The sequence below is a fragment of the Streptomyces sp. NPDC104226 genome, from assembly GCF_055584085.1.
Window position 1 is genome coordinate 695,906 of the sequence record NZ_JBVJMS010000002.1, and the last position, 25,440, is coordinate 721,345.

At 73.7% G+C, this 25,440-nt stretch carries 28 protein-coding genes; 11 read left to right on the forward strand and 17 right to left on the reverse strand.

Annotated features, from left to right (window positions below):
• The 4 genes from ACZ60J_RS08455 to ACZ60J_RS08470 all read right to left on the reverse strand — a co-directional run bounded on the left by ACZ60J_RS08455 (position 1) and on the right by ACZ60J_RS08470 (position 2,371).
• On the reverse strand, positions 1 to 387 hold the full coding sequence (locus ACZ60J_RS08455) for a tyrosinase family oxidase copper chaperone (RefSeq protein WP_469679796.1): 387 nt from the start codon (positions 385 to 387) through the stop codon (positions 1 to 3).
• A gap of 72 nt (positions 388 to 459) precedes the next feature.
• Entirely contained in the window at positions 460 to 1,020 is a 561-nt protein-coding gene (locus ACZ60J_RS08460; protein WP_469679798.1) for a GNAT family N-acetyltransferase, read from the reverse strand.
• 17 nt (positions 1,021 to 1,037) lie between these two features.
• On the reverse strand, positions 1,038 to 1,649 hold the full coding sequence (locus tag ACZ60J_RS08465) for a trimeric intracellular cation channel family protein (protein ID WP_469679800.1): 612 nt from the start codon (positions 1,647 to 1,649) through the stop codon (positions 1,038 to 1,040).
• A 95-nt stretch (positions 1,650 to 1,744) separates the two neighbouring features.
• A complete protein-coding gene (locus ACZ60J_RS08470; RefSeq protein ID WP_469679802.1) occupies positions 1,745 to 2,371 on the reverse strand; it encodes a sigma-70 family RNA polymerase sigma factor in 627 nt (208 codons plus the stop codon).
• An 87-nt stretch (positions 2,372 to 2,458) separates the two neighbouring features.
• On the opposite strand from ACZ60J_RS08470, the gene ACZ60J_RS08475 reads away from it, so the two are divergent.
• On the forward strand, positions 2,459 to 3,286 hold the full coding sequence (locus ACZ60J_RS08475; RefSeq protein ID WP_469679804.1) for an alpha/beta fold hydrolase: 828 nt from the start codon (positions 2,459 to 2,461) through the stop codon (positions 3,284 to 3,286).
• 65 nt (positions 3,287 to 3,351) lie between these two features.
• On the opposite strand, the gene ACZ60J_RS08480 is transcribed toward ACZ60J_RS08475, so the two are convergent.
• From ACZ60J_RS08480 to ACZ60J_RS08490, 3 genes are read right to left on the reverse strand one after another with little or no spacing between them, the layout of a single operon-like run.
• On the reverse strand, positions 3,352 to 4,476 hold the full coding sequence (locus ACZ60J_RS08480) for an acyl-CoA dehydrogenase family protein (protein WP_469679806.1): 1,125 nt from the start codon (positions 4,474 to 4,476) through the stop codon (positions 3,352 to 3,354).
• Positions 4,473 to 5,675: an acyl-CoA dehydrogenase family protein gene (locus tag ACZ60J_RS08485; protein ID WP_469679807.1), complete on the reverse strand. Its 1,203-nt coding sequence runs from the start codon at positions 5,673 to 5,675 to the stop codon at positions 4,473 to 4,475. The genes ACZ60J_RS08480 and ACZ60J_RS08485 overlap by 4 nt, the downstream gene beginning before the upstream one ends.
• Positions 5,672 to 6,670 carry an NADPH:quinone oxidoreductase family protein gene (locus ACZ60J_RS08490; protein WP_469679809.1) on the reverse strand — a complete coding sequence of 333 codons (999 nt, stop codon included), beginning with the start codon at positions 6,668 to 6,670 and terminating at the stop codon, positions 5,672 to 5,674. The genes ACZ60J_RS08485 and ACZ60J_RS08490 overlap by 4 nt, the downstream gene beginning before the upstream one ends.
• Before the next feature lie 246 nt (positions 6,671 to 6,916).
• On the opposite strand from ACZ60J_RS08490, the gene ACZ60J_RS08495 reads away from it, so the two are divergent.
• The 4 genes from ACZ60J_RS08495 to ACZ60J_RS08510 all read left to right on the forward strand — a co-directional run bounded on the left by ACZ60J_RS08495 (position 6,917) and on the right by ACZ60J_RS08510 (position 10,660).
• On the forward strand, positions 6,917 to 8,083 hold the full coding sequence (locus ACZ60J_RS08495; protein ID WP_469679810.1) for a hypothetical protein: 1,167 nt from the start codon (positions 6,917 to 6,919) through the stop codon (positions 8,081 to 8,083).
• Positions 8,084 to 8,147: 64 nt separating this feature from the next.
• Entirely contained in the window at positions 8,148 to 9,047 is a 900-nt protein-coding gene (locus tag ACZ60J_RS08500; RefSeq protein WP_469679812.1) for an SDR family oxidoreductase, read from the forward strand.
• A 128-nt stretch (positions 9,048 to 9,175) separates the two neighbouring features.
• Positions 9,176 to 9,778 carry a TetR family transcriptional regulator gene (locus tag ACZ60J_RS08505; protein WP_382966565.1) on the forward strand — a complete coding sequence of 201 codons (603 nt, stop codon included), beginning with the start codon at positions 9,176 to 9,178 and terminating at the stop codon, positions 9,776 to 9,778.
• A 63-nt stretch (positions 9,779 to 9,841) separates the two neighbouring features.
• Positions 9,842 to 10,660, forward strand: a complete 819-nt coding sequence (locus ACZ60J_RS08510) for a hypothetical protein (protein WP_469679813.1) — start codon at positions 9,842 to 9,844, stop codon at positions 10,658 to 10,660.
• Here ACZ60J_RS08510 and ACZ60J_RS08515 read toward each other — a convergent pair.
• Positions 10,647 to 11,480, reverse strand: coding sequence for an enoyl-CoA hydratase/isomerase family protein (locus ACZ60J_RS08515; protein ID WP_469679815.1), 834 nt, complete (start codon positions 11,478 to 11,480; stop codon positions 10,647 to 10,649). The two genes, ACZ60J_RS08510 and ACZ60J_RS08515, sit on opposite strands and share 14 nt — an antisense overlap.
• A 23-nt stretch (positions 11,481 to 11,503) precedes the next feature.
• On the reverse strand, positions 11,504 to 12,268 hold the full coding sequence (locus ACZ60J_RS08520; protein ID WP_469679816.1) for a PIG-L deacetylase family protein: 765 nt from the start codon (positions 12,266 to 12,268) through the stop codon (positions 11,504 to 11,506).
• Positions 12,269 to 12,286: 18 nt separating this feature from the next.
• Here ACZ60J_RS08520 and ACZ60J_RS08525 point away from each other — a divergent pair, with 18 nt between their 5' ends.
• A complete protein-coding gene (locus ACZ60J_RS08525; protein ID WP_469679818.1) occupies positions 12,287 to 13,090 on the forward strand; it encodes an MBL fold metallo-hydrolase in 804 nt (267 codons plus the stop codon).
• 89 nt (positions 13,091 to 13,179) lie between these two features.
• Positions 13,180 to 13,644: a DUF3887 domain-containing protein gene (locus ACZ60J_RS08530; protein WP_469679819.1), complete on the forward strand. Its 465-nt coding sequence runs from the start codon at positions 13,180 to 13,182 to the stop codon at positions 13,642 to 13,644.
• A 21-nt stretch (positions 13,645 to 13,665) separates the two neighbouring features.
• On the opposite strand, the gene ACZ60J_RS08535 is transcribed toward ACZ60J_RS08530, so the two are convergent.
• The 4 genes from ACZ60J_RS08535 to ACZ60J_RS08550 all read right to left on the reverse strand — a co-directional run bounded on the left by ACZ60J_RS08535 (position 13,666) and on the right by ACZ60J_RS08550 (position 18,382).
• Positions 13,666 to 15,006, reverse strand: coding sequence for an alpha/beta fold hydrolase (locus ACZ60J_RS08535; RefSeq protein ID WP_469679821.1), 1,341 nt, complete (start codon positions 15,004 to 15,006; stop codon positions 13,666 to 13,668).
• 97 nt (positions 15,007 to 15,103) lie between these two features.
• A complete protein-coding gene (locus ACZ60J_RS08540) occupies positions 15,104 to 16,054 on the reverse strand; it encodes a phosphotransferase (RefSeq protein ID WP_469679823.1) in 951 nt (316 codons plus the stop codon).
• A gap of 144 nt (positions 16,055 to 16,198) precedes the next feature.
• Positions 16,199 to 17,284, reverse strand: coding sequence for an S-(hydroxymethyl)mycothiol dehydrogenase (locus tag ACZ60J_RS08545; protein WP_469679825.1), 1,086 nt, complete (start codon positions 17,282 to 17,284; stop codon positions 16,199 to 16,201).
• A gap of 138 nt (positions 17,285 to 17,422) precedes the next feature.
• The gene (locus ACZ60J_RS08550) at positions 17,423 to 18,382 is read right to left on the reverse strand and encodes a LysR substrate-binding domain-containing protein (RefSeq protein WP_469679826.1); all 960 of its coding nucleotides are present in this window, start codon (positions 18,380 to 18,382) and stop codon (positions 17,423 to 17,425) included.
• A 70-nt stretch (positions 18,383 to 18,452) separates the two neighbouring features.
• Here ACZ60J_RS08550 and ACZ60J_RS08555 point away from each other — a divergent pair, with 70 nt between their 5' ends.
• The 3 genes from ACZ60J_RS08555 (at position 18,453) to ACZ60J_RS08565 (ending at position 21,566) form a co-directional block, all read left to right on the forward strand.
• Entirely contained in the window at positions 18,453 to 19,394 is a 942-nt protein-coding gene (locus ACZ60J_RS08555; protein WP_469679828.1) for a dihydrodipicolinate synthase family protein, read from the forward strand.
• A gap of 93 nt (positions 19,395 to 19,487) precedes the next feature.
• Positions 19,488 to 20,528 (forward strand): DUF5954 family protein, encoded by a 1,041-nt coding sequence (locus ACZ60J_RS08560; RefSeq protein WP_469679830.1) that lies wholly within the window; start codon positions 19,488 to 19,490, stop codon positions 20,526 to 20,528.
• A gap of 357 nt (positions 20,529 to 20,885) precedes the next feature.
• Positions 20,886 to 21,566 (forward strand): LysM peptidoglycan-binding domain-containing protein, encoded by a 681-nt coding sequence (locus tag ACZ60J_RS08565; RefSeq protein WP_469679831.1) that lies wholly within the window; start codon positions 20,886 to 20,888, stop codon positions 21,564 to 21,566.
• A 41-nt stretch (positions 21,567 to 21,607) separates the two neighbouring features.
• Here the strand turns inward: ACZ60J_RS08565 and ACZ60J_RS08570 are convergent, their stop codons facing one another.
• Together ACZ60J_RS08570 and ACZ60J_RS08575 are read right to left on the reverse strand one after the other, a co-directional pair.
• Entirely contained in the window at positions 21,608 to 22,054 is a 447-nt protein-coding gene (locus ACZ60J_RS08570; RefSeq protein ID WP_469679833.1) for a nuclear transport factor 2 family protein, read from the reverse strand.
• A gap of 118 nt (positions 22,055 to 22,172) precedes the next feature.
• A complete protein-coding gene (locus ACZ60J_RS08575; protein ID WP_469679834.1) occupies positions 22,173 to 23,915 on the reverse strand; it encodes a serine/threonine-protein kinase in 1,743 nt (580 codons plus the stop codon).
• A gap of 325 nt (positions 23,916 to 24,240) precedes the next feature.
• Here ACZ60J_RS08575 and ACZ60J_RS08580 point away from each other — a divergent pair, with 325 nt between their 5' ends.
• Positions 24,241 to 24,726 (forward strand): NUDIX domain-containing protein, encoded by a 486-nt coding sequence (locus tag ACZ60J_RS08580; RefSeq protein ID WP_469679836.1) that lies wholly within the window; start codon positions 24,241 to 24,243, stop codon positions 24,724 to 24,726.
• Between the two features lie 27 nt (positions 24,727 to 24,753).
• Here ACZ60J_RS08580 and ACZ60J_RS08585 read toward each other — a convergent pair whose 3' ends face one another.
• Together ACZ60J_RS08585 and ACZ60J_RS08590 are read right to left on the reverse strand one after the other, a co-directional pair.
• On the reverse strand, positions 24,754 to 25,020 hold the full coding sequence (locus ACZ60J_RS08585; RefSeq protein ID WP_469679837.1) for a GlsB/YeaQ/YmgE family stress response membrane protein: 267 nt from the start codon (positions 25,018 to 25,020) through the stop codon (positions 24,754 to 24,756).
• Between the two features lie 93 nt (positions 25,021 to 25,113).
• Positions 25,114 to 25,437 (reverse strand): hypothetical protein, encoded by a 324-nt coding sequence (locus ACZ60J_RS08590; RefSeq protein WP_469679839.1) that lies wholly within the window; start codon positions 25,435 to 25,437, stop codon positions 25,114 to 25,116.
• Between the last annotated feature and the right edge of the window lie 3 nt (positions 25,438 to 25,440).

The following is a 25,440-nucleotide window of genomic DNA, read 5'->3' on the forward strand; positions in this document are numbered from 1 at the left end:
CTACTCCTGTCCCCCGTGGTGCGCGGCGGCGAACGCCAATTGTGTGGTGCCCAGTTCGTCCACGGCCGCGCGGGCCAGCTCCAGCGGGGTCGCGTAGGACTGGAAGTGGTTGATCCCGCTCAGGTACGTGCCGTCGGAGCGGCGCATGACGTGCAGGGCACGGCCGTCGATGCGGACGGAGGTGCCCGCCGGGTCGACGGCGATGTGCCGCCCGCGGTACGTCTCCTCGCCCGCCGGGATCAGCGGGGCCGGTGTGAGCGTCTGCCGGGGGCGGCGGGCCCGCAGTACGGGGGCCAGCGCCGCGGCGGTGCCGGCGAACACCGCCGCGGTGAAGGCCGTACGGAGGACCGCGCGGCGGGTGAGTGGTGCGGCGGTTGCTGCGTACATACGGTCTCCCTCGCTCGGTGGCCGGTGGCTACGGGTCTAACGCGGCGCGGCGGGCGAGGTCACCGGGAGCACCTACTCCTGTTCGGTGTGTTTGTAGTAGAGGGTGGTCGCCACGAGGCGGCCGGCCGGGTCGGTGGCGTAGTCGGGGATGGAGCCGGCCTCGGTCCATCCGGCGGCGCGGTACATCCGCTCGGCCGGACTGCCGCTCTCGGTGTCGAGGAACAGCAGCAGCACCCCGGCGCGGGCAGCGGCGGCCTCGGCTTCGGCGAGCAGCGCGCGGCCGGTGCCGCGGCCGCGGGCCCCGGGGTGGACCATGAGCTTGCGGACCTCGGCACGGTGACGGCCGTTGGGCTTGGTCTCCCGGCTCCAGCTGACGGTGCCGTCGATGCGGCCGTCCGGCCCCCGGGACACCCACAGGGCGAGCGAACCCTCCTCGACGGCGGGGCGCAGGGAGTCCCACCAGGCGGTGGCCTCCGGGTGGTCGAGGTCGGCGAGGAAGCCGATGGAGGAGCCGGCGTGCACGACGGCGAGGAGCAGGGCGGTGAGCTCCTCGCGGTGTGCGGTCAGAGCGGCGGCGTCGTCGATCCGGGTGAGGGACTGGAGGGCCGGGCGGGCCGGGAGGGAGGGGTCCATCCGACCGAGGATAGGGATCAGGCGGTGGTGCGCTGGAGCCGGGGCAGGTGCAGATCGCGGAAGATCGCGGTCATGCGCAGGGCGAAGACGAGGCCGGCCGACACGACGATGTTGCCGGTGTCCGGGACACCGGCCCAGTGCAGGCCGAGGTAGGACAGCGCGCCGGCGAGGGCGGCGGTCGCGTACACCTCTTCGCGGAGCAGCAGCGGCGGGAACTCGCCGCAGAGCACGTCGCGGACGACTTCGCCGGTGACGCCCGTCAGGACGGCCAGGATGAGCACGGCGACGGGGGTGACGTGCGCGTCGATGGCGGCGCGGGCGCCGATCACGGTGACCACGGCGAGGCCGACGGCGTCGACGACCATGAGCGCGCGGTGCGGGAGTTCGCGGCGGCGCAGGTAGAGCATGGTGGCGACGGCGACGGTCCCGATGAGGACGAGCAGCACCCAGTCGTGGGTCCAGTAGAGCGGGTGCCGGCCGAGGATCAGGTCGCGCAGGGTCCCGCCGGAGATGCTGGCCGCGAAGGCCAGTACGAGCCCGCCGAAGGGGTCCATGTTGGCGCGGTGGGCGGCCAGGACGCCGGAGGCGGCGAAGGCGGCTATGCCGAGGAGGTAGAGGGCGTGCAGCATGGCGCCTCCTTCGAAGGGCGGGATCCGGGGCGACTCGTAGAGGTTGCCGCGTCCGCCCGGGTGCGCGCATCGGCCGTTCGGCCAGAGCGGTCCCGTCAGGAGCCGTCGGCGAGCCGGTCGCGCTGGATCCGCTGGGCGAGGGTGCGGCGCACGGACGCCGGGGCGTCCGCGGTGGCTCCCGAGGGGACGTCGAGGCCGCGGCTGATCGCGTCGTAGGCCTCCCGGTAGCTGCCGGGCAGCTCCTCCCGGTGCAGCCGCAGGTCCTCCTCGACGAGGCGTCGCAGCTCGTCCACGTCCCGGGGCGTGAAGCGCTTCTTCCCGCGGGCGACGGCATCGACGTGGCGGGCGCAGCGCGCGGTGTCCGGGTACGCCTCGGCGATCTCCTCGGCCAGGCCCCACAGGCGCCCTTCGAGCCACGGCGCGTCGCCCTGGTCGAGGGAGAGCCCGATCGGCGGGAGCGGTTCCTCCGCCTTGTACTTCGCCACCTGCTTCGACACGGCGGGCTGGCTCATGGCGGTGAGCCGGGCGATCTTGTCCTGTGTCCAGCCGAGACTTGTGAACACCCTGATCATCTCGGTGCGCAGCTTGCGCATCTCCTCGCCCGCACGGATGACCTCGTTCATCTCCGCCAGCATCCGTCCGGCCTGCTCCTCCGTCAGTGTCCCGGGGATCGGCTCGGGGGCCAGTTCCGAGATCCGGCGCGCACCCTCTTCACCTGTCATAGCTCGGTTATACACCGGAACCGCGCTCCGGAGGCACCCATCCATAACCAGGTTGTACAACCTTGTTATGGATGGCAGGGTGCGTCCATGCCCACCTTCCGCGCACCCGATGGAACCCTGCTCGCCTACCGCACGGCCGGCGACGGCGACCCGCTCCTCTGCATCCCCGGAGGCCCTACGGACTCCCGCTACCTCGGAGACCTCGGCGGCCTGTCCCGCCGGCGCCGGCTGATCCTCCTCGACCCCCGCGGCACCGGCCGGTCGGCGGTGCCCGAGGACCCCGCCTCCTACCGCTGCGACCGGCTCGTCGAGGACGTGGAGGCGCTGCGCGAACACCTCGGGCTCGACCGGACGGACCTGCTCGGCCACTCCGCCGGGGCGAACGTCGCGATGGGGTACGCGGCCCGGTACCCCCGCAGCATCCGCAAGCTCGCCCTGATCGGCCCGGGCACCCGGGCCGTCGGGATCGAGATCGCCGGCGCGACGCGGCTCGAACTGGCGCGGCTGCGCAAGGACGAGCCGTGGTTCCCGGCGGCGTTCGCCGCCCTGCAGGCCCTCTCCACGGGCACGGGCAGCGACTGGGACGCCGTCACCCCCTTCTTCTGCGGCCGCTGGGACGACGCGGCACGGGAGCACCACGCGGCCGGCCTGCCGGTCAACCGGGAGGCCGTCGCCCGCTTCGGCGCCGACGGCGCCTTCGCCCCGGAGACCACCAGGGCGGCGCTCGCGTCCTTCGGGGCACCCGTCCTGCTGCTCACCGGGGAGTTCGACCTGAACAGTCCCCCTCGGTCGACGGCCGAGCTCGCGGCGCTGTTCCCCGACGCCACGCTCTCGGTGCAGGCCGGGGCGGGCCACTACCCCTGGGTCGACGATGCCGGACGGTTCGCGGAGGCCGTCGCGGCGTTCCTGGGGTGACGGCCCGCCCACGGCCCGGGCGCCCGCGGCCCGCGCGCCCAAGGCCCGCGCGCCCGGGACCCTGCCTACGGGGCCGGAAGCTCCGCGAAGTCCGCGACCAGGCCGCGGTGGTGGCCGGCCGTGCCCAGGGCGAGGGAGTCGGCCTTGGCGCGCTTGAGGTACAGGTGCGCCGGGTGCTCCCAGGTCATGCCGATGCCCCCGTGGAGCTGCACGCACTCCTCGGCGGCCCGGACGGCCACGCCCGAGCAGTAGGCCTGGGCCACCGCCACCGTGAGCGGCGCGTCGGCGGCGCCGGTCGCGAGGGCGTCGGCCGCGGCACGGGCCGCCGCGCGGGCGGAGGCCACGTCCAGCCACAGCCGGGCGAGGCGGTGCTTGAGGGCCTGGAAGGAGCCGACGGGGCGGTTGAACTGGTGGCGGGTGCGCAGGTACGCCACCGTCTCCGTCAGGCACCACTCGGCGATACCGAGCTGTTCCGAGGCGAGCAGTCCGGCCCCCGAGAGCAGCGCCCCGGCGATGGCCGCACGGGCCGTGGCCGGGTCGGCGAGCCGGGTTCCGGCGGCTCCGTCGAGGGTGACGCGGGCCAGCGGGCGGGTCAGGTCCAGCGCCACGAGCGGGGTCCGCGAGACCCCCTCCGCGTCGGCCGGCACGGCGTACAGCCCGGTGTCGGCGAGGACCAGCAGCACGTCCGCGCAGACGGCGTCGGCGACGGAGCCGACGCTCCCGGTGAGCGAGCCCGCGCCGGAGTCCCGTACCGGCGCCGGCAGGGGGGCGCCGGGGGCCAGGGTCAGGGGCAGCGCGGGCACGCAGACGCGGCGGCCCGCCGCGAGCTCCCGCAGGAGGTCCGCGGACTCCGCGCTCTCGCAGCCGAGCAGGATCTCCGTCGCCAGGACCGAGCTCGTCAGGTACGGGACCGGCGTCGCGGCGCGGCCGAGCTCCTCCAGGACCACGGCCGCCTCCCGGTGGCCGGCCCCCTGCCCGCCCAGCTTCTCCGGTACGAGGAGTCCCGCCGCGCCGATCCCGGCGGCGAGCACCCGCCACAGCTCGGGGTCGTGGGGTTCGGCCCCCTCGATCCGGGCGAGGACGGCCGCGGAGTCGCAGCGGGCGGCGAGCAGGGAACGTACCGCCGTGCGGAGTTCCTCCTCGGTCTCGGAGTACAGCAGGTCCAGCGGAGCCGCGGCGGGAGAGCTCATCGGGCCAGGTCCTTCCAGGCGAGGTCCTTGTCGTCGCGCGGCTCGGCGGGCAGGCCGAGGACGCGTTCGGCGACGATGTTGAGGAGGATTTCGCTGGTGCCGCCCTCGATGCTGTTGCCCTTGGCGCGCAGGTAGCGGTAGCCGGCGTCGCGGCCGGTGAAATCGACGATCTCGGGGCGGCGGAGGGTCCAGTCCTCGTACAGCAGGCCTTCTTCGCCGAGGAGTTCCACCTCCAGTCCGCTGATCTCCTGGTTGAGGCGGGCGAAGGTCAGCTTCATGCCCGAGCCCTCGGGCCCGGGCTGGCCCTGGGCGAGCTGCTGACGCAGCCGCTCGCCGGTCAGCCGGGCGACCTCGGCTTCGACCCACAGCTCCAGCAGCCGCTGGTGCAGGTCGAGCGTCCGCAGCTCCGGCCGCTCGCGCCAGGCGGCGGCGACCGGGGCGATCATGCCGCCCTCGCGCGGGATGCGCATGCCGCCGATGGAGACGCGTTCGTTCATCAGGGTGGTACGGGCCACCGCCCAGCCCTGGCCGACCTCGCCGAGGCGGTGGGCGTCGGGGATCCGGACGCCGGTCAGGAAGACCTCGTTGAACTCGGCCTCGCCGGTGATCTGGCGCAGCGGACGCACCTCGACGCCGGGCGCGGTCATATCGCACAGGAAGTAGGTGATGCCCTGGTGCTTGGGCAGCGCCGGGTCGGTGCGGGCGATCAGGATGGCCCAGCGGGCGGTGTGGGCGCTGGAGGTCCACACCTTCTGACCGTCCACCACCCAGTCTCCGCTCCCGTCGTCGGCGCGTTGCGCGCGGGTGCCGAGGGCAGCCAGGTCGGAGCCCGCTCCGGGTTCGCTGAAGAGCTGGCACCAGACTTCCTCGCCGAGCCACAGCGGGCGCAGGAAGCGCCGCTTCTGCTCCTCGGTGCCGTACGCGAGGATCGTGGGCGCGGCCATGCCGAGGCCGATGCCGATCCGGCGCGGGTCGTTGTCGGGGGCTCCGGCCGCCTCCAGCTCGGCGTCGACGACGGCCTGCAGGGAACGGGGCGCACCGAGGCCGCCGAGGCCTTCGGGGAAGTGCACCCAGGCGAGTCCGGCGTCGAAGCGGGCGCTCAGGAACGCCGCGCGGTCGGTCCCGGCGGGCGGGTGCGCGGCGAGCAGGTCCCGTACGCGGGCGAGCAGCCGGTCGGCGGTGAGCGCGGCGGCCGTCATCGGGAACCCCCTGCGGGAGAGGCGAGCAGGGCGGCGTCCAGGGCCGGTACGACGACCAGCCGGCCGGTGGTGGTCCCGTCGGCGAGGCGCTGCACGGCGTCCGCGGCTCCGGCGAGCGGCACCCGCTCGCTGACCAGCGGTGTGATGGAGCCGTCGGCGGCGAGCCGGGTGAGCTCGGCGTGGCAGGCGGCGATCGCGGCCGGGTCCTTGGCGGCGTACAGGCCCCAGTGGAGGCCGAGGATCGCGTAGTTCTTGACGAGGGCGTGGTTCAGCGCGGGCGCGGGGATGGTTCCGCTCGCGAAGCCGACCACGACGATCCGGCCCTCGAAGGCCACGCACTTGGCCGAGGCGGTGTAGGCCTCGCCGCCGACCGGGTCGTAGACCACGTCGGCTCCGCGTCCGCCGGTGAACTCCTTGACCCGGGCCACCAGTTCTTCGCTGGTGCGGTCGATGACGAGATCGCAGCCGAGCTCCTCGGCGGTACGCACCTTGGCCTTGCCGCCGACGACCCCGATGACGGTGGCTCCGGCGGCCTTGCCGAGCTGGACGGCGGCGCTGCCGACCCCTCCGGCGGCGGCGTGCACGAGGAGGGTCTCGCCGGCCCGGATCCGGGCCCGGCGGTGCAGGCCGAACCAGCCCGTCTGGTAGCCGATGTGCAGGGCTGCCGCCTCGGCGTCGTCGAGGGTGTCCGGGGCGGGGAGCAGGGCGCGCGCGGGGGCGGTGACGTACTCGGCGAAACCGCCGTGCGGCAGGGTCGGGTTGGCGATGACGCGGCGGCCGTCGTCGGTCTCGCCGCAGATCTCGACGCCGGGGGTGAAGGGGAGCGGCGGGCGGATCTGGTACTGGCCGCGCACGAGCAGCGCGTCGGGGAAGTTGACGTTGGCGGCGAGCACCTTGAGCCTCACCTCGCCCTCGCCGGGCACCGGTTCGGGAACCTCTTCGAGGCGCATGGCCTCGCGGGGCTCACCGGTGGTGTGTACTCGCCATGCCTGCATCCGGGGCCTCCAGCCGCCGACGGGAACCACGCCTTGGGCGCATACTAAGCGGTCGCTTGCACCGGTGGGAACGGGTGGGAGCCCATGGGAACCGACCACTCCGCAGAAACACGCGCCGATGCGATCACAACCCGCCTCCTTTCGGGCAACATATGACACGCGCACGTCACCAGCAGCCATGACCGACGTGCGCGGGGGATCCGCCGTCAAGGCGGGACGTTTCACACATCCTGGGGGAAGCACCACATGAGCAGAAGCATGTCCGCGGCCACGGCCGCCGTCGTCCTGGCGGGCCTCGTCACGGCGGTCGCTCCGGCGGCCGCGCACGCGGCCACCGTCCCGACCACCGGCGCGAGCTCGTGCGTACCGGACGTCGTCCGCCTGCCGGCCCTGCCGTCAGGCCCCTGGACCTCCGGGGCCGTGAACGGCTTCGGGGCGAACGGCCTCGCCGTCGGTGAGAGCCGCGGCCTCCCGGCCTACTGGACCGCGGACCGCACGGTCCACGCCGTCCCGATGCCGGCCGGCTTCCAGAACGGCAGGATCGAGGCCGTCAACTCCAAGGGCCTGATGACCGGCACCCTGGAGCGCTCCTCGGACCGGGCCGACGCCGTCTTCACCTACCGCCACGGGGACGCGGCGGTGCGGCTGCTGACCGGCACCGGCACCGGCACCGGCGTGTCGGACGTCAACGACGCGGGCCGGATCGTCGGCATGGAGGCCGGTGTCCCGAAGGAATGGGCGAACGGCACCGTGGTCCGCGAACTGCCGGTGCCCGAGGACGCGCACCCCAGCACCCGGATCGTGTCGCTGGACGGCATCAACAAGCGCGGGGACGTGCTGGGAACCGCCCACACGGAGTACCTCGACGTGGAGAACGACCAGACCGTCAGCAAGACCTTCCCGGTGGTCTGGCCGGCCGGCGGCGGCTACCCGCCCTACAGCCTGCCCGTCTGGAACGAGACGGACTGGACGACGGGGACCCGGGCGAGCGGCATCGACGACAAGGGCCGCGTCGTCGGCTACGAGGCGGAGAACTACCACGGGCTGCGGCGCCGGACCCCGGCCGTCTGGAAGAAGCCGTACGATGCTCCGCCCGTCAGCCCCGCCCTGGTCGCCGGCTACGAGAACCTGACCTTCGAGGACATCAGCCCGACCACCAACGTCACGGTGGGCTCCGCCATCACCTTCGTCGAGGGCTACGCCCGCTACGTGCAGGCGGCGTACTGGCCGGGCACGGGCGCCCCGCTCGTCCTGCCGAACCCGGCGGGCACCGGCGCCGACGTCACCACAGAGGCCCGCACCGTCTCGGACGACGACCGGGTGGGCGGCTCGTTCCGCGATCTCCTCACCCTGACGGACAGCGCGACGGTCTGGACCTGCGCGAGCAAGCAGGCGTACGCCCCGAAGAAGTAGCGGGGAGCAACTGCCTCCGGCACGACCATGGTGATCTCGGCGCCCGCACGCTATCGATGGGCGCATGGAGACCCCCGCACGCGGCCTGCCCGCGCCCCCGCCGCTCGGTTCGGCCGCCCTGCCGCCCGGTACGTTCACCGGCCGGGCGGTGCTCGTGACCGGCGGCGGGACCGGGCTGGGCAAGGCCATCGCCACCGAGTTCGCGCGGCTCGGCGCGGATCTGGTGATCGCAGGCCGCCGGATCGAGCAGCTGAAGTCCGCCCAGGAAGAACTGGCGGCCGTCCCCGGGGCGGGCCGGGTGACGGCCGCCGTCTGCGACATCCGCGACCCCGAGCGGGTCGCCGAGGTCTTCGACGCGGCCGCGGCGGCCTTCGGCGGGGTTCCGGACGTGCTCGTCAACAACGCCGCCGCCAACTTCCCCTGCCCGGCCGAGGACTTGTCCCCCAATGCCTGGCGGGCGGTGGTCGACATCACGCTGACCGGCACCTGGTTCGTGACCCGGGAGTTCGGCCGCCGCCACCTCGCCGCGGGCAGCGCCGGGTCCATCGTGAACATCGGCGCCTCGTACGCCTGGACGGGCGGGCCCGGCTACGCACACAGCGCCGCGGCCAAGGCGGGGGTGAAGAACCTCGTCGAGACCCTCGCCGTCGAGTGGGGACCGTACGGGATCCAGATCAACGGCCTGGTCCCGGGGCTGTTCCCGCACACGGACATGACGCAGGACATCCGGAGCGGGCTGGAGCGGGCCGCCCCGGACGACAAGGACGCCAGACAGCCCGCCCTGCGGGTCGGCGCACCGCGCGAACTGGGCTGGGCCGCCACCTTCCTGGCCTCGCCCTACGCCCGCTTCATCACCGGCCACACCCTCGTGGTGGACGGCGCGAACTGGCAGCGCCGCTCACTCGTCAACCCCGAAGTGATACCGGTCCGCAGCCAGTTGGGGCGGGGCCCGTTCATCCCCTGACGTGCCCGCGGTGCGGACGTACGCGCCGCTGCGGCCCGTTACGCCATGTCGGCGTGACGCGCCATGGTGCGATCGTGTGACACATTGACTCCGACTACAGCCCTCGTCCACCCCATGGAGGTGTCGCGGTGAGCACGGTGAGCACGGGCCGCCCGTCCCTGACCGCACGGCGCAGGGAGGCCACGTGGTACGAGATCGCGGAGGCGGCCGCCGACCTGTTCTCCGAGCGGGGGTTCGAGGCCACCACCGTCGACGACGTCGCGCGGGCGGCCGGCATCTCGCTGCGCACCTTCTACCGGTACTGCCCGACGAAGGAGGACGCGCTGACCCCGGTCCTGACCGCCGGCGTCTCCACCCTGGTCGAGGAACTCGCCCTGCGCCCCGCGTCGGAGCCCCTCACCGAAGCGGTCCAGGCCGCCTTCACCACGGCCACGGCGGGCACGCGCTACGAGGGGCCCGGCCAGACGGCCCGCCTGATCCAAGTGATGGGCGGCGTCCCGGAGATCCGCCTGCGCTGGCTCGCGGCCGCCCGTGCGATGCAGGACCGCCTGGTGCCGGTCCTCGCGGTGCGCACGGGGCGCCCGGAATCCTCCCTGGAGACCCGCGTCCTGGCGGCCGTCCTCATCGACGCGGTGACCGTCGCCCTCGAACACTGGGCCTCCGAAGGCGGCCGGGAACCCCTTCCGGCGGTCTCGGCGCGCGCTCTGGCCCTCCTGCGCCTGGAGGAGTAGCGGCGTCCGGCCAGTGCCCGGGCGGTGCCCCGCTTGTCAGTGGTACGGGGCACCATGGACCGCATGTCCCACGCTGATCTGACCCTTGACCAGTGGCGCTCGTACGCGCTGCCGGACGTCCACCGGTTCGCCCGGGAAGCCGCCGCCCTGGCGGGTGCCCGCGTGAGCCTGATCGATGCCGCCCCGCCCGAGGCCGCCGCGCACCTCGGCGGCCCGCTCCACCGCGTGTTCGTCGAGCGGGACGGGCAGGAGTTCGCCCTGATACCCGGGGGAAGCGTCCGGCTCGGGTTCGACCTGGACGCCTGGGAGCCGACGCCGGAGCAGACCGCCGACTTCGAGCAGAGCCTGGCCGAGGAGTACGGCTACGGCCCCGACCTCAAGTCCCACCTCGCCGAGTTGCTGAGCCCGCCCAGGACCGTCACCCTCCCGACGGTGTTCATGGCCGTGGAGAGCGAGCCGCTCGGCGAACCCCCGGCCGACATGCCCGCGGTGCTCGCGGGGCGCGGGCTGCGGATGCCCGGCGCCGACGAGTGGGAACACGCCTGCGGGGCCGGGGCGCGCACCCTCTTCCGGTGGGGCGACACCTGCCCGATCGGCGAACCCTCCTACGGCAGCGGCACGTTCGCTCCGCGGTGCGAGCCCAACGCCTTCGGTCTGCGCATCGCCTACGACTCCTACGCCGCCGAGCTGAGCGGCGACCGCGGCGCCGTCCACGGCGGGGACGGCGGGGAGTCGGTGTGCGGCGGATACGGGGACCTGTGGGCCTGGCTGACCCTGGCCACGGCGAACCGGAACCCGCCGATGGCCGAGTTCGTGTACGGCCCGGAGGGCGAGTCCGCTTGGGAGGCCTTCTCCGTCCGGCCGGTGCTCAGCCTCCGGTGAAGTGCGGGGGACGGCGCTGCGCCTTGGCGGTGTAGCCCTCTCGGGAGTCCTCCGAGGTGAGGGTGAGGGCCGCCGTCATCGCCACGCGGTCGAGGGCCGCGGGCAGGGCGGCGTCCGCGTAGGAGTCGATCGCGCGCTTGATGCCCTGGACGGCGAGCGGGGCGTTGGCCGCGATCTCCGCCGCGAGCGAGCGGGCGACCTCCTCCAACTCCTCGGCGGGGACCACCTGCTGGACGAGGTTCAGGCGCTCCGCCGTCCGGGCGTCGATGCGGCGGCCGGTCAGGGCCAGCAACTTGGCCCAGCCGGCGCCGGCCTCGCGGGCGATGCGCAGGTCGCCGCCCGCGTCCACCGCCACCCCCAACTGGGCCTCGGGCAGGGCGAAGACGGCGTCCTGCGCGGCGATCCGGACGTCCGCCATCAGGGCCAGCTCGAAGCCGAAGCCCAGGCAGTACCCCTGTACGGCCGCCACCACCGGCTGCGGAAGCCGGGCCAGGACCGCGAAGCGTTCGTGGACCCAGCGGATGCCCTCGTAGTAGTTGCGGTTGCGCTCGGCCGCCGAGCCGCCGGTGATCGCGCCGCCCGGGGCCGTCACGTCGATCCCCGCGCAGAACGCCCGGCCCTCGGCCCGCAGCAGGACCACCCGTACGCCGGGATCGAAGCGGATCCGGTCCGCGAGCAGGCCCAGCTGGCGCGTGGACTCCCAGCTCCAGCCGTTGAGCTTCTCCGGCCGGCAGAGGGTGAGCTCCGCGATCCCGTCCGCGACGTCCAGACGGATCCGTTCCTCACCCTCCGCGATCTCCGTGCTGATGGTGTCGATCACGCGGACACCATAGGGGCCCGCGCCTAACGCGGGAAGACCTCGAAGGCCACTGCCGGGCGGCCGCCGAAACGGGCCGCCGCCTGCTGGGCGTTGCCCGTCAGGAAGGTGCGCACGTACGTCTCCGGGTCCTCGTCCGTCAGCGCGGCGATGTACGCCTTGTGCTCCATCAGGGACTTCACCGAACGCTCCAGGCCGGGGCCCGCGTCGGCCGCGTGCGTGGGCGTCGTGGTGCCGGACACCGCGACCCAGCGCACCCCGTTCCACGGCTCCAGGCCCTGTTCCGTGAGGAGTTCGGGGAAGATCCAGCGGTTGCCGGCGTCGCCCGCCGCATCCAGGGTGGCCCGGCCGACGGCCTTGTGGTCCGGCGTGTTCCAGTAGCCGCCGCCCTCGGCCCCGCCCCAGGTGTCACGGTGGTTCATCGTGATCACCAGCTCGGGTCGGTGGCGCCGGATGGCCGCCGCGATGTCCCGGCGCAGGTCCAGGCCGTACTCGAGGACCCCGTCACGGTGGTCGAGGAACTCCACCGTGGGCACGCCGACGACGGCCGCGCTCGCACGCTGCTCCGCCTCGCGCAGCGGGGCGCAGGCGACGGGGTCGATGGTGTCGATGCCGGCCTCGCCGCGCGTGGCGAGCAGGTAGACGACCTCGCGGCCGCCGTCCGTCCAGTCCGCGATGGCCGCCGCGCAGCCGTACTCCAGGTCGTCCGGGTGCGCCACCACGGCCAGTGCACGCTGCCAGTCGGTGGGCATGGGCTCCAACGGGGCGGGTCCGTCCAGTCGTTCGTTCATACATCGCACAATAGGCGAATGGAGACACAGGGGCAGGTGGTGGCCCTGCTCGACGCCACCGGGTCGTTCTTCGAGCCCGCGGTCACGGCGTTCCCGGGGGCGGGCGCCGCCGCCTGGGGGCGGGCCGCGCTCCTGGATCCGGGCGCGGCCGGTCCGGACGGCTCCTGGCGGCTGGACTTCCGGTGCTTCGCCGTGTCCCGGCCGGGCGGCCGCTGGGTGCTGATCGACGCGGGGGTCGGCCCGGCACAGGGCCCGGCGGCCGGCTGGGCCCCGGTACCGGGGCGGCTGCCCGCCGCGCTCGGGGATGCCGGGATCGACCCGGGCGACGTGGAGGCGGTGGTCCTGACCCACCTGCACGAGGACCACACCGGCTGGACGCAGGACGCGGACGGCCGGCCCTTCTTCCCCGGCGCGCGGTACCTCGTACAGGGCGCGGAAGTGGCGGCCCTGGACCGGGCAGATCCCGTGTGGGACTGGACCGTGGCCCCGCTGCGGGCCACCGGGCAGCTCCACGAGGTGGCCGGGGAGCACCGGCTCGCTCCCGGCATCACCCTGCTGCCGACACCCGGGCACACGCCCGGCCACCAGTCGGTACTGGTGGAGGACGCCGCCGGGGGCCGGGACGTCCTGGTCACCGGTGACGTACTGGTCCACGCGGTGCAGCTGGCCGATCCGGCGGTCCCGTACTCCCACGAACGCGACCGGGCCGCCGCCCGCGCCTCGCGGGAGGAACTCCTGGGCCTGGCGGTCCGCCGCGGCGCCCTCCTGGCCACCGCGCACCTGACCCGGGCCTTCGTGGAGCCGCCCGGACCGGGCCGTTGACGGCCCCGGCACCCCTGCCCCGCAGCCGGCGTGCGACCGCCTGAGCGGCGCTCTAGCATGAAGGATGGCGTTCCCCGAAGGAGGAAGCCATGATCCCGCTGTTCCGGTTCGCGCCCGCGGCCGTACTGGCCTGCGGCGCCCTGCTCCTGACGAACGGCTCCCCGCCCGCCGCGGCCCAGGTCCGCGACCCCGCGGAGGTCACCGCCCCGGCCGTCACGGCCCTTCCGGGGCGGGCCGATGACGAGCGGCTCGCACTCGACACCCTCGACGAGGTCGTACGGGGCGACTTCGCCGCCGTCTCGGCCCGCTTCGACGTGACGCTCCGCCACCAGGCGTCCCCGGAGGCGCTCGCACTGGCCTGGAAGGACTACCAGGAGCAGTTCGGGCCCTACCGGTCGCACGGGGACCCGCGGCAGGTCACGTCCGTCCACGGGTCCGTGGTGAACGTGCCCCTCCACATGGAGAAGGGGACCGGAGAGTTCCGCGTCACCTTCAACGAGGGCGGACACCTCATCGGCCTGTACTTCCTCCGCACGGGCGTCCCGGTCCCGTAGCCCACGGCTCTTCGGACGGGGTCAGACCTCGTCGCGTACGAGCGCCAGCAGCCGGTCCAGGACCCGCGGGCCTCCCGCACGGACCCCGTCGTGCTCGAACTCGTCCGTCACCCAGGTCTTCAGACCGCGGATCGCCCGGGCCGTGGCCAGGGAGTGCGCGGTGTCCACGTACATGTCGTCGTGGTAGACGGCCGCGGCCACCGGCACCTCGTTGACGGCCAGCCGCGCCCGGTCGTAGAGCGGGGTCCAGCCGGTGCGGGCCAGCAGCAGTCCGGCGGTCTCGCGCAGCGGGGCGAGCGCCGGGTCGCAGTCGAAGTGCCAGGGGTGGATGGTCTCGCCGGTGAAGAACAGCGGCTCCGCACCCGCGAGGGTCTTCGCGGCGTCGAACCGGGGGTGCCCGGAGCGGACCGTCTCGGCGGCCCAGCCGATGGGCGCGCCCGGGTCCTGGGCGTAGATCGCCTCGTGGAGCAGGGCGTAGAGGGGGTGCCCGGCGAAGGAGAGCTGGGCGTGCACGGCCTCCAGGAAGGCGTCGGACAGGGCGGGTCCGGCCGGGGTGGGGACGAAGGCGTCCTCCAGCAGGTAGTGCAGCTGGTGGCTCCCGTCCGAGCCGCCGAGGAGCAGGCCGAGGGACTGGAAGGCCTCGGCCGTCAGCAGGTATCCGCCGGGGAGTTCGGCCGGGCGTTCGACGAGGTGGGCGGCGATGCGGCGGGCCCGCTCCACGTCCATGGGGTAGCGGGCGTAGTGCGCCCGGTTCTTGCGCTCGATGCGGGGGTACGCGGCTTCGTACACCTCGGCGGCGGTGGCGTCGAGGGAGGGCAGCCCGCCGGTGATGAGGGCGGCGGCGAGTCCCTCGGGGGCGGCGCCCAGGTAGTGGGTGACGCAGAAGCCGCCGAAGCTCTGGCCGAGGACCGTCCAGGGCGCGCCGCCGGTGAGGAGCGGGCGGATGGTCTCGGCGTCGCGGACGATGGAGTCGGCGCGGAAGTGGGCGAGGTACTCGGCCTGCTCCGCGGGGCCGCCGCGCAGCGGCAGGGTCTGCCGGTTGACCGGGGTGGAGCGGCCGGTCCCGCGCTGGTCGAGCAGCAGCACCCGGTACTCCTCGAGGGCCCGCTCCAGCCACGCCTGCCGACCGGTGAACCGGCGGGCGCCGAAGCCGGGTCCGCCCTCCAGGTAGAGCAGCCAGGGCAGGGATTCCGGGTCCTTGCCGGTGGCGACCAGTTCGCGGGCGTACAGCTCGATCCGCTCGCCGTCGGGGCGGGCGTGGTCGAGCGGAACGCCGAAGTAGTGGTCGGTGAGGACGACGCCGGGCTGGCGGTAGCTGCCGGCGGCGGCGCTCTCGGAGGGCACGGGGGTCACGGGGGTCACGGGAGGTCCCTGGGGTCGGCGCGGTGCGGTGGGGTACGCGGCAGCCGTCCCGGGGCCGGTGGGTGGTGGCGAACCGGGACGGCGGACCCGCCCGAGCCTACGCGAGGCCCGCGGGGGCGCCGCCTGCCGCACCCGGGGGCACGGGTGGGGCCGGACGCCACCAGTGGCGCCCGACGATGAGCTCCTCCAGCGAGCGGAGCCGGTCCGCGGCCATCCGCGCGTGGACGTCGGGGCGCTGCAGTGCGACGCGGAGGTCGGCTGCGAGGTGGGTCGCTTCGCGCACCTCGCAGGCTGCCCGGAGGGTGTCCGGAGGGGTCCCCGTCGTACGGGCGACGACGTCGAGGACGATCTCCATGTGCGGGCCGCTGAACCGGATGAGGAAGAACCAGTCGTCGGCCGGATCCCCGAAGCGGGCCCATTCGAAGTCCAGCAGGGCCGTCACGCTCCGGCCGTGTGCGAGCCAGTTGTCCCAGTGGCAGTCCGCGTGGACCGGGACGACCGTACGGGCGTGCAGGGGTGCGGCGTGCGCGATCGCGCGCAGTCCGTCGAGCAGGTGGGGAGGTACGGCTCCGGTCCGGTCGAGTCCTCCGGTCCGGTCGTGTCCTCCGGTCCGGTCGTGTCCTCCGGTCCGGTCGAGTCCGGCGATGCGCTCGATCTCGGCGAGGAACGCGGCCCGGCCGGTGAATCCGCCGTGGTCGAGGGTTTCCCGAAGCGTCCGGGCGGCCCCGCCCGTGGGAACCCAGGCGTGGAGCCGGCCGAGGCGCTCGACCGCCTCCTCCGCCCACGCGCGCGCGGTCGCCGCGTCCGCGCCGGGCATGCCCATGCCGGGAGCCGTCCCCGGCACGCGGGCGTAGCAGGCGTAGCGGACGTCCCCCGCCTCCGTCCTGCGGGTCCCGCTGTCCAGCAGCGGGGCCGTGAGGCCCGCGGGCAGGTGGGGCGCGAGCGCGATCTCCCTGTTCAGCCGCGTGTGGGAGGCCGCGTCGATGAGCTTCACCACCGTGTCCGGGCCCACGTACACGTGGTGGGAACCGCTCGTGGCGGTGGCCATGGGACCGGGGTCCCGCCCCCCGGGCCGCCGCCGCGATGGCGCGAGCGGCGGCCCGGGCCTGCCCCGGGTCGGCCATCGGTGCGCGGGCGGTCACAGGGCCGTCGGCGGGGGCGTTGGCAGGGGCGGGGGCGGGGGCGGGGGTGTTCAGAACTCGACCACCGAGCGGAGCACCTCGCCCCGTTCCATGCGTGCGAAGGCCGCCTCGACCCCGTCCAGGGCGATGCGCTCCGAGACGAACGCGTCGAGGTCGAGCCGGCCTTGCAGGTAGAGGTCGATGAGCAGCGGGAAGTCCCGCTCGGGCAGGCAGTCCCCGTACCAGGAGGACTTCAGTGCGCCGCCGCGTCCGAAGACGTCCAGCAGCGGGAGTTCGAGCTGCATCTCCGGCGTCGGGACGCCGACCAGCACCACCGTGCCGGCCAGGTCGCGCGCGTAGAACGCCTGCTTGTACGTCTCGGGGCGGCCGACGGCCTCGATGACCACGTCCGCCCCGTTGCCTCCGGTGAGTTCCTGGATGGCCTTGACCACGTCCTGCGTACCGCCGTTGACGGTGTGCGTGGCGCCGAGTCCGCGTGCCCACTCCAGCTTCCGGTCGTCCAGGTCCACGGCGATGATGCGGGAGGCTCCGGCCAGCCTGGCCCCGGCGACGGCGGCGTTGCCCACTCCCCCGCAGCCGATCACGGCCACGGAGTCGCCGCGGCCGACGTTGCCGGTGTTCAGGGCCGCGCCCAGGCCGGCCATCACCCCGCAGCCGAGCAGTCCGGCGGCCGCCGGGGAGGCGGCCGGGTCCACCTTGGTGCACTGGCCGGCGGCGACCAGGGTCTTCTCGGCGAAGGCGCCGATGCCGAGGGCCGGGGAGAGCGGGGTGCCGTCCTCCAGGGTCATGGGCTGGGTGGCGTTGTGCGTGGCGAAGCAGTACCAGGGCCGGCCGCGCTTGCAGGCCCGACAATTCCCGCACACTGCACGCCAGTTGAGGACGACGAAGTCGCCGGGGGCCACGTCGGTGACGTCCGGGCCGACGGATTCGACGACCCCGGCCGCCTCGTGTCCGAGGAGGAAGGGGTACTCGTCGTTGATCCCGCCCTCCCGGTAGTGCAGGTCGGTGTGGCAGACCCCGCAGGCCTGGACCCGTACGAGCGCCTCGCCGGGGCCCGGGTCGGGCACGAGGATCGTCGTGGTCTCCACCGGTGCGCCCTTGCTACGGGCGATGACCCCTCGTACGCGATGCGTCACGTGCTACCCCGATCTCGATCACGGTCTCGTCGATGCCGCCGGAAGCCCCCGAGGGCTCCGCCGGTCCCCCGCCAACGTACACGCGCTGTCCCGCGTGCGGGAGTTGCACCGCGCCTGACAAGATCCGAAAGAGATGGCCTAGACGTGGTCCCCGGACAGTTCGGGTGGCAGGGCCACTCGTAGGGCCGTGTCGAAGGCGGCCACGGCGGGGTGGGCCGCGGCGCCGCTGCGGAAGGCCACATTGGTGCGGCGCTCCATGGCGAGGCGGGTGAGCGCCACGGCCGGGTCCGCGCGACCGGTGATCCCCAGCTGCGGGACCACGGCCACCCCCTGGCCGGCCGCGACCAGGGCGAGGACGGTGGCGAACTCGTCCACCTGGTGGCGGATCCTCGGCACGAACCCGGCGTCCTCGCAGGCGCGCACGGTCATGGCGTGGCAGAGCGTGCCGGGCGTGGCGGTGATCCAGGGCGCGTCGGCGTGCGTACGGAGCAGCGCCCGCTGCCCGGCTCCGCCCGGCCCCGCGGGAGCCGCCCCGTCGGCCGGGGCGGCGGGTGTGCGCGCCCACGGGGTCGGCGCCGCAAGGTACATGGCCTCGCGGTAGAGCGGTTCCGTGGCGAGGCCCGGTTCCTCCGGCTCGGGGACGAAGTCGTACGCGTTGATCAGGGCCACGTCCAGGTCCCCGGCCCGCAGCGCGTCGGCGACGGCCGCCGGGTCGGTCTCGGAGACCATCGGCTCCAGTCCCGGGTGCCGGCGGGCCAGCTCCGCGAGGGCCTCCGGTACGACGGCTCTGGTCGCGGTCGGGAAGGAGCCGATCCGCAGCGCTCCGGCCAGTCCGCCGCGCGCCTCCGCGAGCTCGGCGCCGGCCCTCTCCAGCAGTTCCAGCACCGCGTCGGCGTGCCGGACCAGGTTCTGGCCGGCGGGCGTGAGCCGGACCCGGCGCCCGGTGCGTTCCAGCAACGGCAGACCGGCCTCGCGTTCGAGGACCGAGAGCTGCTGGGACACCGCCGAAGGGCTGAAGGAGAGCGCCTCGGCCACCGCGGCGATGGTCCCGCGGTGGGCGAGTTCGCGCAGGAGGCGCAGACGTCGTACATCGAGCATCGGATCAGCTTACGGGTCGGGTAAGAAACGCGAACTGGATTCGATGCTCGGGACGGGTCAGGCTCGTCCCATGACCCAGACGCCCGGGACCTCGTCCGCACCCGCCTCCGCCGCCTCCACTACCACGTACGCCCCGTACGGGGTCCACGTGCCGCTGATCACCCCCTTCACCGCGGCCGGCGACGTCGCCGCCGACGCCCTGGAGGCGCTCGCCCACGAAGTGCTCGACGCGGGGGCCACCGGGATCGTGGCGCTGGGCACCACCGGCGAGCCGGCCGCCCTCGACGAGGCCGAGCGCGACCTCGTCACCGACGTCTGCGCCCGGGTCTGCCGGGAGCGCAGGGCGGCGCTGACCGTGGGCGCCGGGGCGAGCGGGACCCGGGCCGCCGAGGAGTCGCTGGTCCGGCTGAAGCGGTGGCCGGAGGCGCGGGCCGCGCTGGTGACCGTGCCCGCGTTCGTGCGGCCCGCGGCCGCCGGGGTGCTGGCGCACTTCGAGCGGCTGGCACGGGTGAGCCCCGTACCGCTTATCGTCTATCACGTCCCGTACCGCACCGGGCAGCCGTTGGACGCGCCGCTGCTGCGGGCGGTCGGTGCGCTGCCCGGGGTGGCCGGGGTGAAGTACGCCGTCGGCTCGCTCGACGGGGAGACCGTGGCACTGCTCGGTGATCTGCCGGACGGTTTCGCGGTGTTGGCGGGCGACGACGCCTTCCTCTCGCCTCTGCTCGCGCTCGGTGCGGCGGGCGGGGTCCTCGCGTCGGCCCATCTCGCGACGGGCCGGTTCGCCGAGCTCGCGGCCGCCTGGCGGGCGGGCGAAGCGGACCGGGCACGCCCCCTGGGCCATGCGCTGGCCCGGCTCTCCGCGACCCTCTTCGCCGAGCCCAATCCGACGGTGATCAAGGGGGTGTTGTACGCGCAGGGCCGTATCCCGACCCCTGACGTACGCCTCCCCCTGCTGCCCGCAGGCACGGAATCGGTCGCCGCGGCCCTGCGGGAACTGGCGCAGATCTCCTGAAGCCCACCTCCCCGGTACCACAACCTCGCTCACCCCGGGGCGAGTTGACGATGCTCCGGCGGCCCGTCGACGACGGGAGCCAGAATGCTCGCCATGAGCAGCGAGGTACCCCCCGGGCGCGAGCACCTCTACATCAACGTCGAGCCCGCGGAGCATCCGGTGGCGGCCGCGCAGGAGGCCGACGCCTCCGACGCCGCGCAGCGGTACACGCGCTACATCATCCGGGGCCCGCTCTTCGGGGTCGCCGCCCAGGAGGCGGGCGGCGGGCACCGGTGGCAGGTGCTGGCTCCGGTCACGTGCGGGTATCCGCAGGGCGCCCGGGACCGGCTGAACTCCGCCCTGTGGTTCCGGGCCAAGGACGACACCGACGACCGGGCGGTCCGCCGGGAGCTCCTGGCCGCCGTCGCACGGCTGGAGACCGAGACCGTCGACGAGGTCGTCGCGGCCGACACCCGCTACCGCGTGGTGCGCTGCGAGGAGATCATCTACAGCAACGCGGACGGGCCGGAGCCGCCCCGCCCCACCGATCCGGAGCCGGTCGTGCGCGACTGGGAGCTCGGGACCCGGGACCCCGAGATCGACCTGGGCTTCGTGATCGACCACATCGCGGCGGCGAGCGTCATGGAGGCCTCCGAGCGGCTCGCACTGATGGGCCTGCACTACCGCAGCCCCCGCTACCCGGCCGAGGTACGGGCGGACTCGCGGCGCGCACTGCGCACGCACGCCGGGACCGTGCTGCTGCCGACCGGCTACCGGGTGCTGGAGCGCACCGCGACGGGCTGGGAGCCCGCATCCGCGGTGCTGCCGAGCCCGCACGCGGCCCGCAGGGCGCTGGTGCACATCCTGACCTGGCTCTGGCCCGCCACGTCCGCGCTGCAAGGGGCGGAGCTGCCGGAGCCCCGGCGGGCGGGGTACGAGCGTGCGGCGGCGGAGTTTCGGGCGGCCGGGGACGCGAACGCGGTGCGGCTCGACGACGGCCGCGAGCTGCGACTCGTCCGGATGCGCCGGCTGGTGCGGATCGGGCCGGACGGGCCGGAGGGTCCGCGGCCGTCGGACGAGGAGGAGGACGGGGGGGGACCGACCAGGATCCACCCCGCGATGGACGAGGACGGCACGATCACCTACGAGGGCTGATTGACCCGGGATGGGCGATTCGCCGCCAACGGGCGGGTCGCCCGAATCGGCCCCGGCGACGGGCGACTTGCCCGAATTGAACCGCCGCCCGCCGGCCCGTGATGTGAGTCACGCCGGGGTCGTCAACATCATTTCCCCGCGAGGGACGATTCCCTTTTCCCGGTTGGATATTCACGAATTCCCGCATCCCTTTCCAAGGTCATCCGCCGGGCCGAATCCGAGAAGTTGATCTCCCGGTCGAATTCATGTCTTGTTCCGGCCCGGCGGGCTCGCCTACGGTCACCTCATTCCCGGTGGTCAGCTGCCGAATCCGGCCTCCACCAGGGCTCTTCCGTCCCCCACGTGAGGAATTCCGCCATGCCCGGACAGGGAAAGCACCGTCGGCCGAAGCAGCACCACGCACTCACCCGCAAGCTGGCCCTCGCCGGTACGGGCGGTGCCGCGCTGGCCCTCCCGCTGATCGGCGCGACCACGGCCGGGGCGGCCGAGACGGCCAAGGCCGCCGTCGCCCCGACGACGTACTCCGTGGTCAGCGGTGACACCCTGAGCAAGATCGCGGCCGAGCACTCCATAGGCGGCGGCTGGCAGCAGCTGTACGAAGCCAACAAGAGCATCGTCGGCGCCAACCCCGCGGCCATCCGCCCCGGCCTGAAGCTGAACCTCACCGGGGCCGCCCCCGCCGCCGCGCCGGCCGCGGCCAAGGCCGCCACCGGTTACGCGAACAACCTCGACGGCTGGATCCGGGAGTCGCTCGACGTCATGGCGCAGCACGGAATTCCCGGAAGCTACGAGGGAATTCACCGCAACGTCATGCGCGAATCCTCGGGGAATCCGCTGGCCATCAACAACTGGGACTCCAACGCGGCGGCCGGCATCCCCTCCAAGGGGCTCCTCCAGGTCATCGACCCGACCTTCAAGGCCTATCACGTCCCCGGCACCCCGATGGACTCCTACGACCCGGTCGCCAACATCACGGCCGCCTGCAACTACGCGGCGGCCCGCTACGGTTCGATCGACAACGTCAACGGCGCCTACTGAGGCCGAGTCCGTCATCCGTCATCCGTGACGAGGGCGAACCTTCACACCTGCATCTCAGGACCAGGGCCCTCGCCCTGACGCCACACCGGGTCGAGGGTCGTGGTGGCCGGCCTCCAGCCGTCCCGTGTCCGTGTCGCCACCCCCGTCAGCACCGCGCCCACGGTGAAGACATCGTCGACCGCACCTCCGGCCTCGCTCACGAGGTGAGTGATCTGCGCGTTGGCGCGATAGCCGGCCTGGTCGCCCCGCAGGTCGATGATGTAGTTGCCGAACGAGTGCAGTGTGCGGTCGAACGGTGCCATGACGGCGCCGAGGAACGCATTCAGGCCGCCGAGTCCCTGATGGCTACCCGGCGGAAGCTCGACCGTGCAGTCCGCGCTGAACAGCGTCGGCAGCACCTCGGTGAAGTCCCGCTCGTCGAAGACGCGCGCATACCGGTCGAGGAGCTCGCCGATCGCGGCACGATCGAGCAACGCCTGAACGTCCATCGCAGCCTCCGAGACCGGCCGGGGTCTTCCCCGGGCGCACCGTCATGGCCAGCATGCGGGCCCCCCTCGGCGGGCGCATCAGCCCGTGGTCCGTATGGACCACACCCGGGCCCGGGGCTCAGCTCCGGTAGACCTTCTTGATCTTGAAGTCGGTGCCGGCGAGGACGTAGCCGCCCTGTCCGTACTCGTCGCTCAAGTAGGGCCGGACGGCGGGGTCGTTCATCCAGGGCGAGACGTTGAGGTAGCGGGAGCTCGGGTTGTCGACGCCGAGCTCCTTCGTCGACTCGGCGAGCAGGGCGGGCAGGGCGTCCCAGTCGAGCGCCGCCATGTCCATGAGCGGATCGCCGGGCTTCACGGTGCCGGAAGGGCCGGTGCGCTTGGCGGCGCCTCCGCGGTACTGCCAGGAGTCGACGGTCTTGGCTCCGGGTGCGGTGGGGATGTCGGCGAGCACGTACTCGTCGTAGACCCGCATGTTGACGAAGGTGGTGGTGCCCGTCTGCTGCTTGAGCGCCTCGACGGCGGTACGGATGTTGGCCGGGTCGATCAGGCTGCCCTTGGGCGGGGTGACCGGCTTGGGCGTGCTCGCCTTCGGTGTGGGGGCGGGCGTCAGGGCCACCGCGGTGCCCTGGGCCGGGGAGGCCGGGCCGGAGGCGGACGGGGTGTTCGCGGCCTTCGTGTCGCCGCCCTTGCCCGCGGTGCCGCCGGCGTTCCCGCCGGGCAGTCCCTTGACGAGGCCGACGACGCCCGCGGCCAGGACCACCGCGAGGAGTCCGGCGAGCAGGGCCGGGCGACGGCGGCGGCGCGGAGAGGTCGGCGCGGAGAGGGTCACGGGGACGGTGAACGCGTACGGGTTGCCCGCGCCGGGCACGAACGGAGTCGGCGTCGGCGGTGTCTGAGCGGGGCCGTGCGCCGCCACCGACATCGGTACGGATCCCATGGCGGGATCCAGGGTCGTGACGGCCGGCCCGAAGCTTCCGAAGGAGCCCGTCGGCACCACCGGGGAGCCGGCGTCGAGAGCACTGCTCGCACTGCGGAGCAGCGCTTCCAGCTCCTCGGCGTCGGGCCGCACGGACAGGTCCCGCACCAGCAGCCGTTCCAGTACGGGGCCCAGCGGGCCGGACCGGACCGGCGCGGGGATCGGCTCGTCGAGCACCGCGACCACAGTGGCCAGGCTGGTGGCCCGGCGCAGCGGATGCACCCCCTCCGCGGCCACGTACAGCAGCATCCCGAGCGACCACAGGTCGGAGGCGGCGAGTCCCTCCTCGCCGCGCGCCCGCTCGGGCGCGATGTACTCCGGCGAGCCGATCAGGGCCCCGGTCGAGGTCAGCCCGGTCGCTCCGTGCAGGGCGGCGATCCCGAAGTCGGTGAGCACCGCGGAGCCGGCGGGGCGCAGAAGCACGTTGGCCGGTTTCACGTCGCGGTGCAGCACCCCCTCGGCGTGGGCGGCCCGCAGCGCGGAGAGCAGGTCGAGCCCGAGGCGCAGCACGTCCGCGACCGGCATCGGCCCGGCCTCCAGCCGGTCGGCCAGGGAGCCGCCCCGGACGAGCTCCATCACGATCCAGGGATGGCCGTCGGAGCCGGGATCGGGCTCCACGATGTGGTGGATCGTGACCACGTTCGGGTGGGCGAGCCGGGCGAGCGCCCGGGCCTCACGGACGGCCCGTTCGCGCAGTTGGACGACGAGCCCGGGCTGCGCCGCGGCGGTCGCCGGGTCCGGCGGCCGCACCTCCTTGAGGGCGACCTCCCGGTCGAGCGCGATGTCGCGCGCGAGCCACACCGTCCCCATACCGCCGCTGCCCAGGGGGCGGGCGAGTTCGAATCGCCCGTCGATCAACCGTCTGCCGGCCTCACTGCTGTCCATGGCCGGTCATCGTAAACGCCACCACCGACGCCGGTGCACCCGTACCGGGACGTGGACATCCCGGCCCCCGTCCAGGGCCCCGCGCGTGGGCGCCGCACACCGTGGGTAGTGTGCCTGCCCGATGTCCCCGAGGGGCCTAGGCCGTCTCTTTCGGATCTTGTCGGCCGAGTCCGCGGTGTCCGGTGCCGTGCCTGGGCGTGCTGTCGGGGCGCTCGCGTACTGGGCGTACTCGGTCGCCCCGGCAGTGCGGCCGGGCGCGGTGCCGGACACCGCGGGCCCGGCAAGATCCGAAAGAGACGGCCTAGGCCCGGACGGAGGTGGAACGGTGTCCGTGTGGCTCCCGCCCGCCGAGTACGTCAAGACCATCCCCCGGGCGACCGGTTACGCCTGCCTCTACTTCACCGACACCGGCGGCCGCCCGGTGCAGCTGCGTGCGACGTACTCCACGGAGACCTGGCAGTGGCCCGGCGGGAACATGGACCACGGCGAGACGCCCTGGGAGTGTGCGCTCCGGGAGTGCCTGGAGGAGACGGGCATCGCCTTCGAGGGCGAGCGGAAGCTGTTGGGTACACAGTTCATCGCCCACCGGGGCGAGGCCTGGCCCGCGAACCACGTCGGCTTCCTCTTCGACGGAGGCACCCTCACCGACGAACAGATCGCCGCCATCGTCCTCGACCCCGAGGAGCACAGCGAGGTACGGGTCCACTCGGTGCGGGAGTGGGAGGCGCTCATGAGCCCCGCGAACTTCGCCCGCCTACGGGAGATCGACGTGGCCCGCCGTACCGGCACGGTGGCCTACATGGAGCACTGACCCCCGGCAGGCGGCGGGGTAGGTCGGTCAGTTGCGGGAGTTGCCGAAGAGGATGCGGTAGGCGATGAGGAGGACCAGGGAGCCCGCGATGGCGGAACCCCAGGTCGCGAGGTCGAAGAAGTCGTTCTGGATGTTCCGGTCCAGGAACTTCGCCGAGAGCCAGCCGCCGGTGAAGGCTCCGGCGATACCGATGAGGGTGGTGCCGATCAGGCCGCCCGGGTCACGGCCGGGCAGCAGGACCTTGGCGATTCCGCCCGCCAGCAGTCCGAGGATGATCCAGCCGATGATGCCCATGCCCGTTCACTCCGCTTCGATGTGCGCGCCGTCGTGCGCGCGCCGTCCGTTCAGGTCTCACAGGGGGAGACGCGTGAACAGGCGAAACGGTTCTCAGCCGGCCCGCCGGGATGCGGCGGCGGGCCTGAGGGCGGCCAGCGCCACGAGGCCCAGCACCGCCGCTCCCGCACCCGCTCCCGCCGCCAGGAAGCCGCCGCGCGAGCGCCAGGACAGCACCGACAGCGTCGACTGGGCGGAGGCGAACGAGCCCGCGCTCAGCACGGAACCCACCGACGCGGCCGACAGCGACGAGCCGATCGAACCGACCGACAGCACGCTGCCGACCGATCCGATGGAGAGGATCGAGCCCACCGAACCGATGGAGAGGATCGAGTTCTTGGAGCGGAGCGAGAGGAACGAACCGTCGTCGGCAGCCATGCG

Excerpts from the sequence above, each read along its gene's own strand:
- ACZ60J_RS08465 (WP_469679800.1), bottom strand. The coding sequence starts at position 1,649 with ATGCTGCACGCCCTCTACCTCCTCGGCATAGCCGCCTTCGCCGCCTCC.
- ACZ60J_RS08555 (WP_469679828.1), top strand. The coding sequence starts at position 18,453 with ATGACCCAGACGCCCGGGACCTCGTCCGCACCCGCCTCCGCCGCCTCC.
- ACZ60J_RS08495 (WP_469679810.1), top strand. The coding sequence starts at position 6,917 with ATGAGCAGAAGCATGTCCGCGGCCACGGCCGCCGTCGTCCTGGCGGGC.
- ACZ60J_RS08500 (WP_469679812.1), top strand. The coding sequence starts at position 8,148 with ATGGAGACCCCCGCACGCGGCCTGCCCGCGCCCCCGCCGCTCGGTTCG.
- ACZ60J_RS08475 (WP_469679804.1), top strand. The coding sequence starts at position 2,459 with ATGCCCACCTTCCGCGCACCCGATGGAACCCTGCTCGCCTACCGCACG.
- ACZ60J_RS08510 (WP_469679813.1), top strand. The coding sequence starts at position 9,842 with ATGTCCCACGCTGATCTGACCCTTGACCAGTGGCGCTCGTACGCGCTG.
- ACZ60J_RS08540 (WP_469679823.1), bottom strand. The coding sequence starts at position 16,054 with ATGGCCACCGCCACGAGCGGTTCCCACCACGTGTACGTGGGCCCGGAC.
- ACZ60J_RS08490 (WP_469679809.1), bottom strand. The coding sequence starts at position 6,670 with ATGCAGGCATGGCGAGTACACACCACCGGTGAGCCCCGCGAGGCCATG.
- ACZ60J_RS08460 (WP_469679798.1), bottom strand. The coding sequence starts at position 1,020 with ATGGACCCCTCCCTCCCGGCCCGCCCGGCCCTCCAGTCCCTCACCCGG.
- ACZ60J_RS08470 (WP_469679802.1), bottom strand. The coding sequence starts at position 2,371 with ATGACAGGTGAAGAGGGTGCGCGCCGGATCTCGGAACTGGCCCCCGAG.
- ACZ60J_RS08565 (WP_469679831.1), top strand. The coding sequence starts at position 20,886 with ATGCCCGGACAGGGAAAGCACCGTCGGCCGAAGCAGCACCACGCACTC.
- ACZ60J_RS08570 (WP_469679833.1), bottom strand. The coding sequence starts at position 22,054 with ATGGACGTTCAGGCGTTGCTCGATCGTGCCGCGATCGGCGAGCTCCTC.
- ACZ60J_RS08590 (WP_469679839.1), bottom strand. The coding sequence starts at position 25,437 with ATGGCTGCCGACGACGGTTCGTTCCTCTCGCTCCGCTCCAAGAACTCG.
- ACZ60J_RS08550 (WP_469679826.1), bottom strand. The coding sequence starts at position 18,382 with ATGCTCGATGTACGACGTCTGCGCCTCCTGCGCGAACTCGCCCACCGC.
- ACZ60J_RS08520 (WP_469679816.1), bottom strand. The coding sequence starts at position 12,268 with ATGAACGAACGACTGGACGGACCCGCCCCGTTGGAGCCCATGCCCACC.
- ACZ60J_RS08585 (WP_469679837.1), bottom strand. The coding sequence starts at position 25,020 with ATGGGCATCATCGGCTGGATCATCCTCGGACTGCTGGCGGGCGGAATC.
- ACZ60J_RS08575 (WP_469679834.1), bottom strand. The coding sequence starts at position 23,915 with ATGGACAGCAGTGAGGCCGGCAGACGGTTGATCGACGGGCGATTCGAA.
- ACZ60J_RS08525 (WP_469679818.1), top strand. The coding sequence starts at position 12,287 with ATGGAGACACAGGGGCAGGTGGTGGCCCTGCTCGACGCCACCGGGTCG.
- ACZ60J_RS08485 (WP_469679807.1), bottom strand. The coding sequence starts at position 5,675 with ATGACGGCCGCCGCGCTCACCGCCGACCGGCTGCTCGCCCGCGTACGG.
- ACZ60J_RS08480 (WP_469679806.1), bottom strand. The coding sequence starts at position 4,476 with ATGAGCTCTCCCGCCGCGGCTCCGCTGGACCTGCTGTACTCCGAGACC.
- ACZ60J_RS08530 (WP_469679819.1), top strand. The coding sequence starts at position 13,180 with ATGATCCCGCTGTTCCGGTTCGCGCCCGCGGCCGTACTGGCCTGCGGC.
- ACZ60J_RS08455 (WP_469679796.1), bottom strand. The coding sequence starts at position 387 with ATGTACGCAGCAACCGCCGCACCACTCACCCGCCGCGCGGTCCTCCGT.
- ACZ60J_RS08560 (WP_469679830.1), top strand. The coding sequence starts at position 19,488 with ATGAGCAGCGAGGTACCCCCCGGGCGCGAGCACCTCTACATCAACGTC.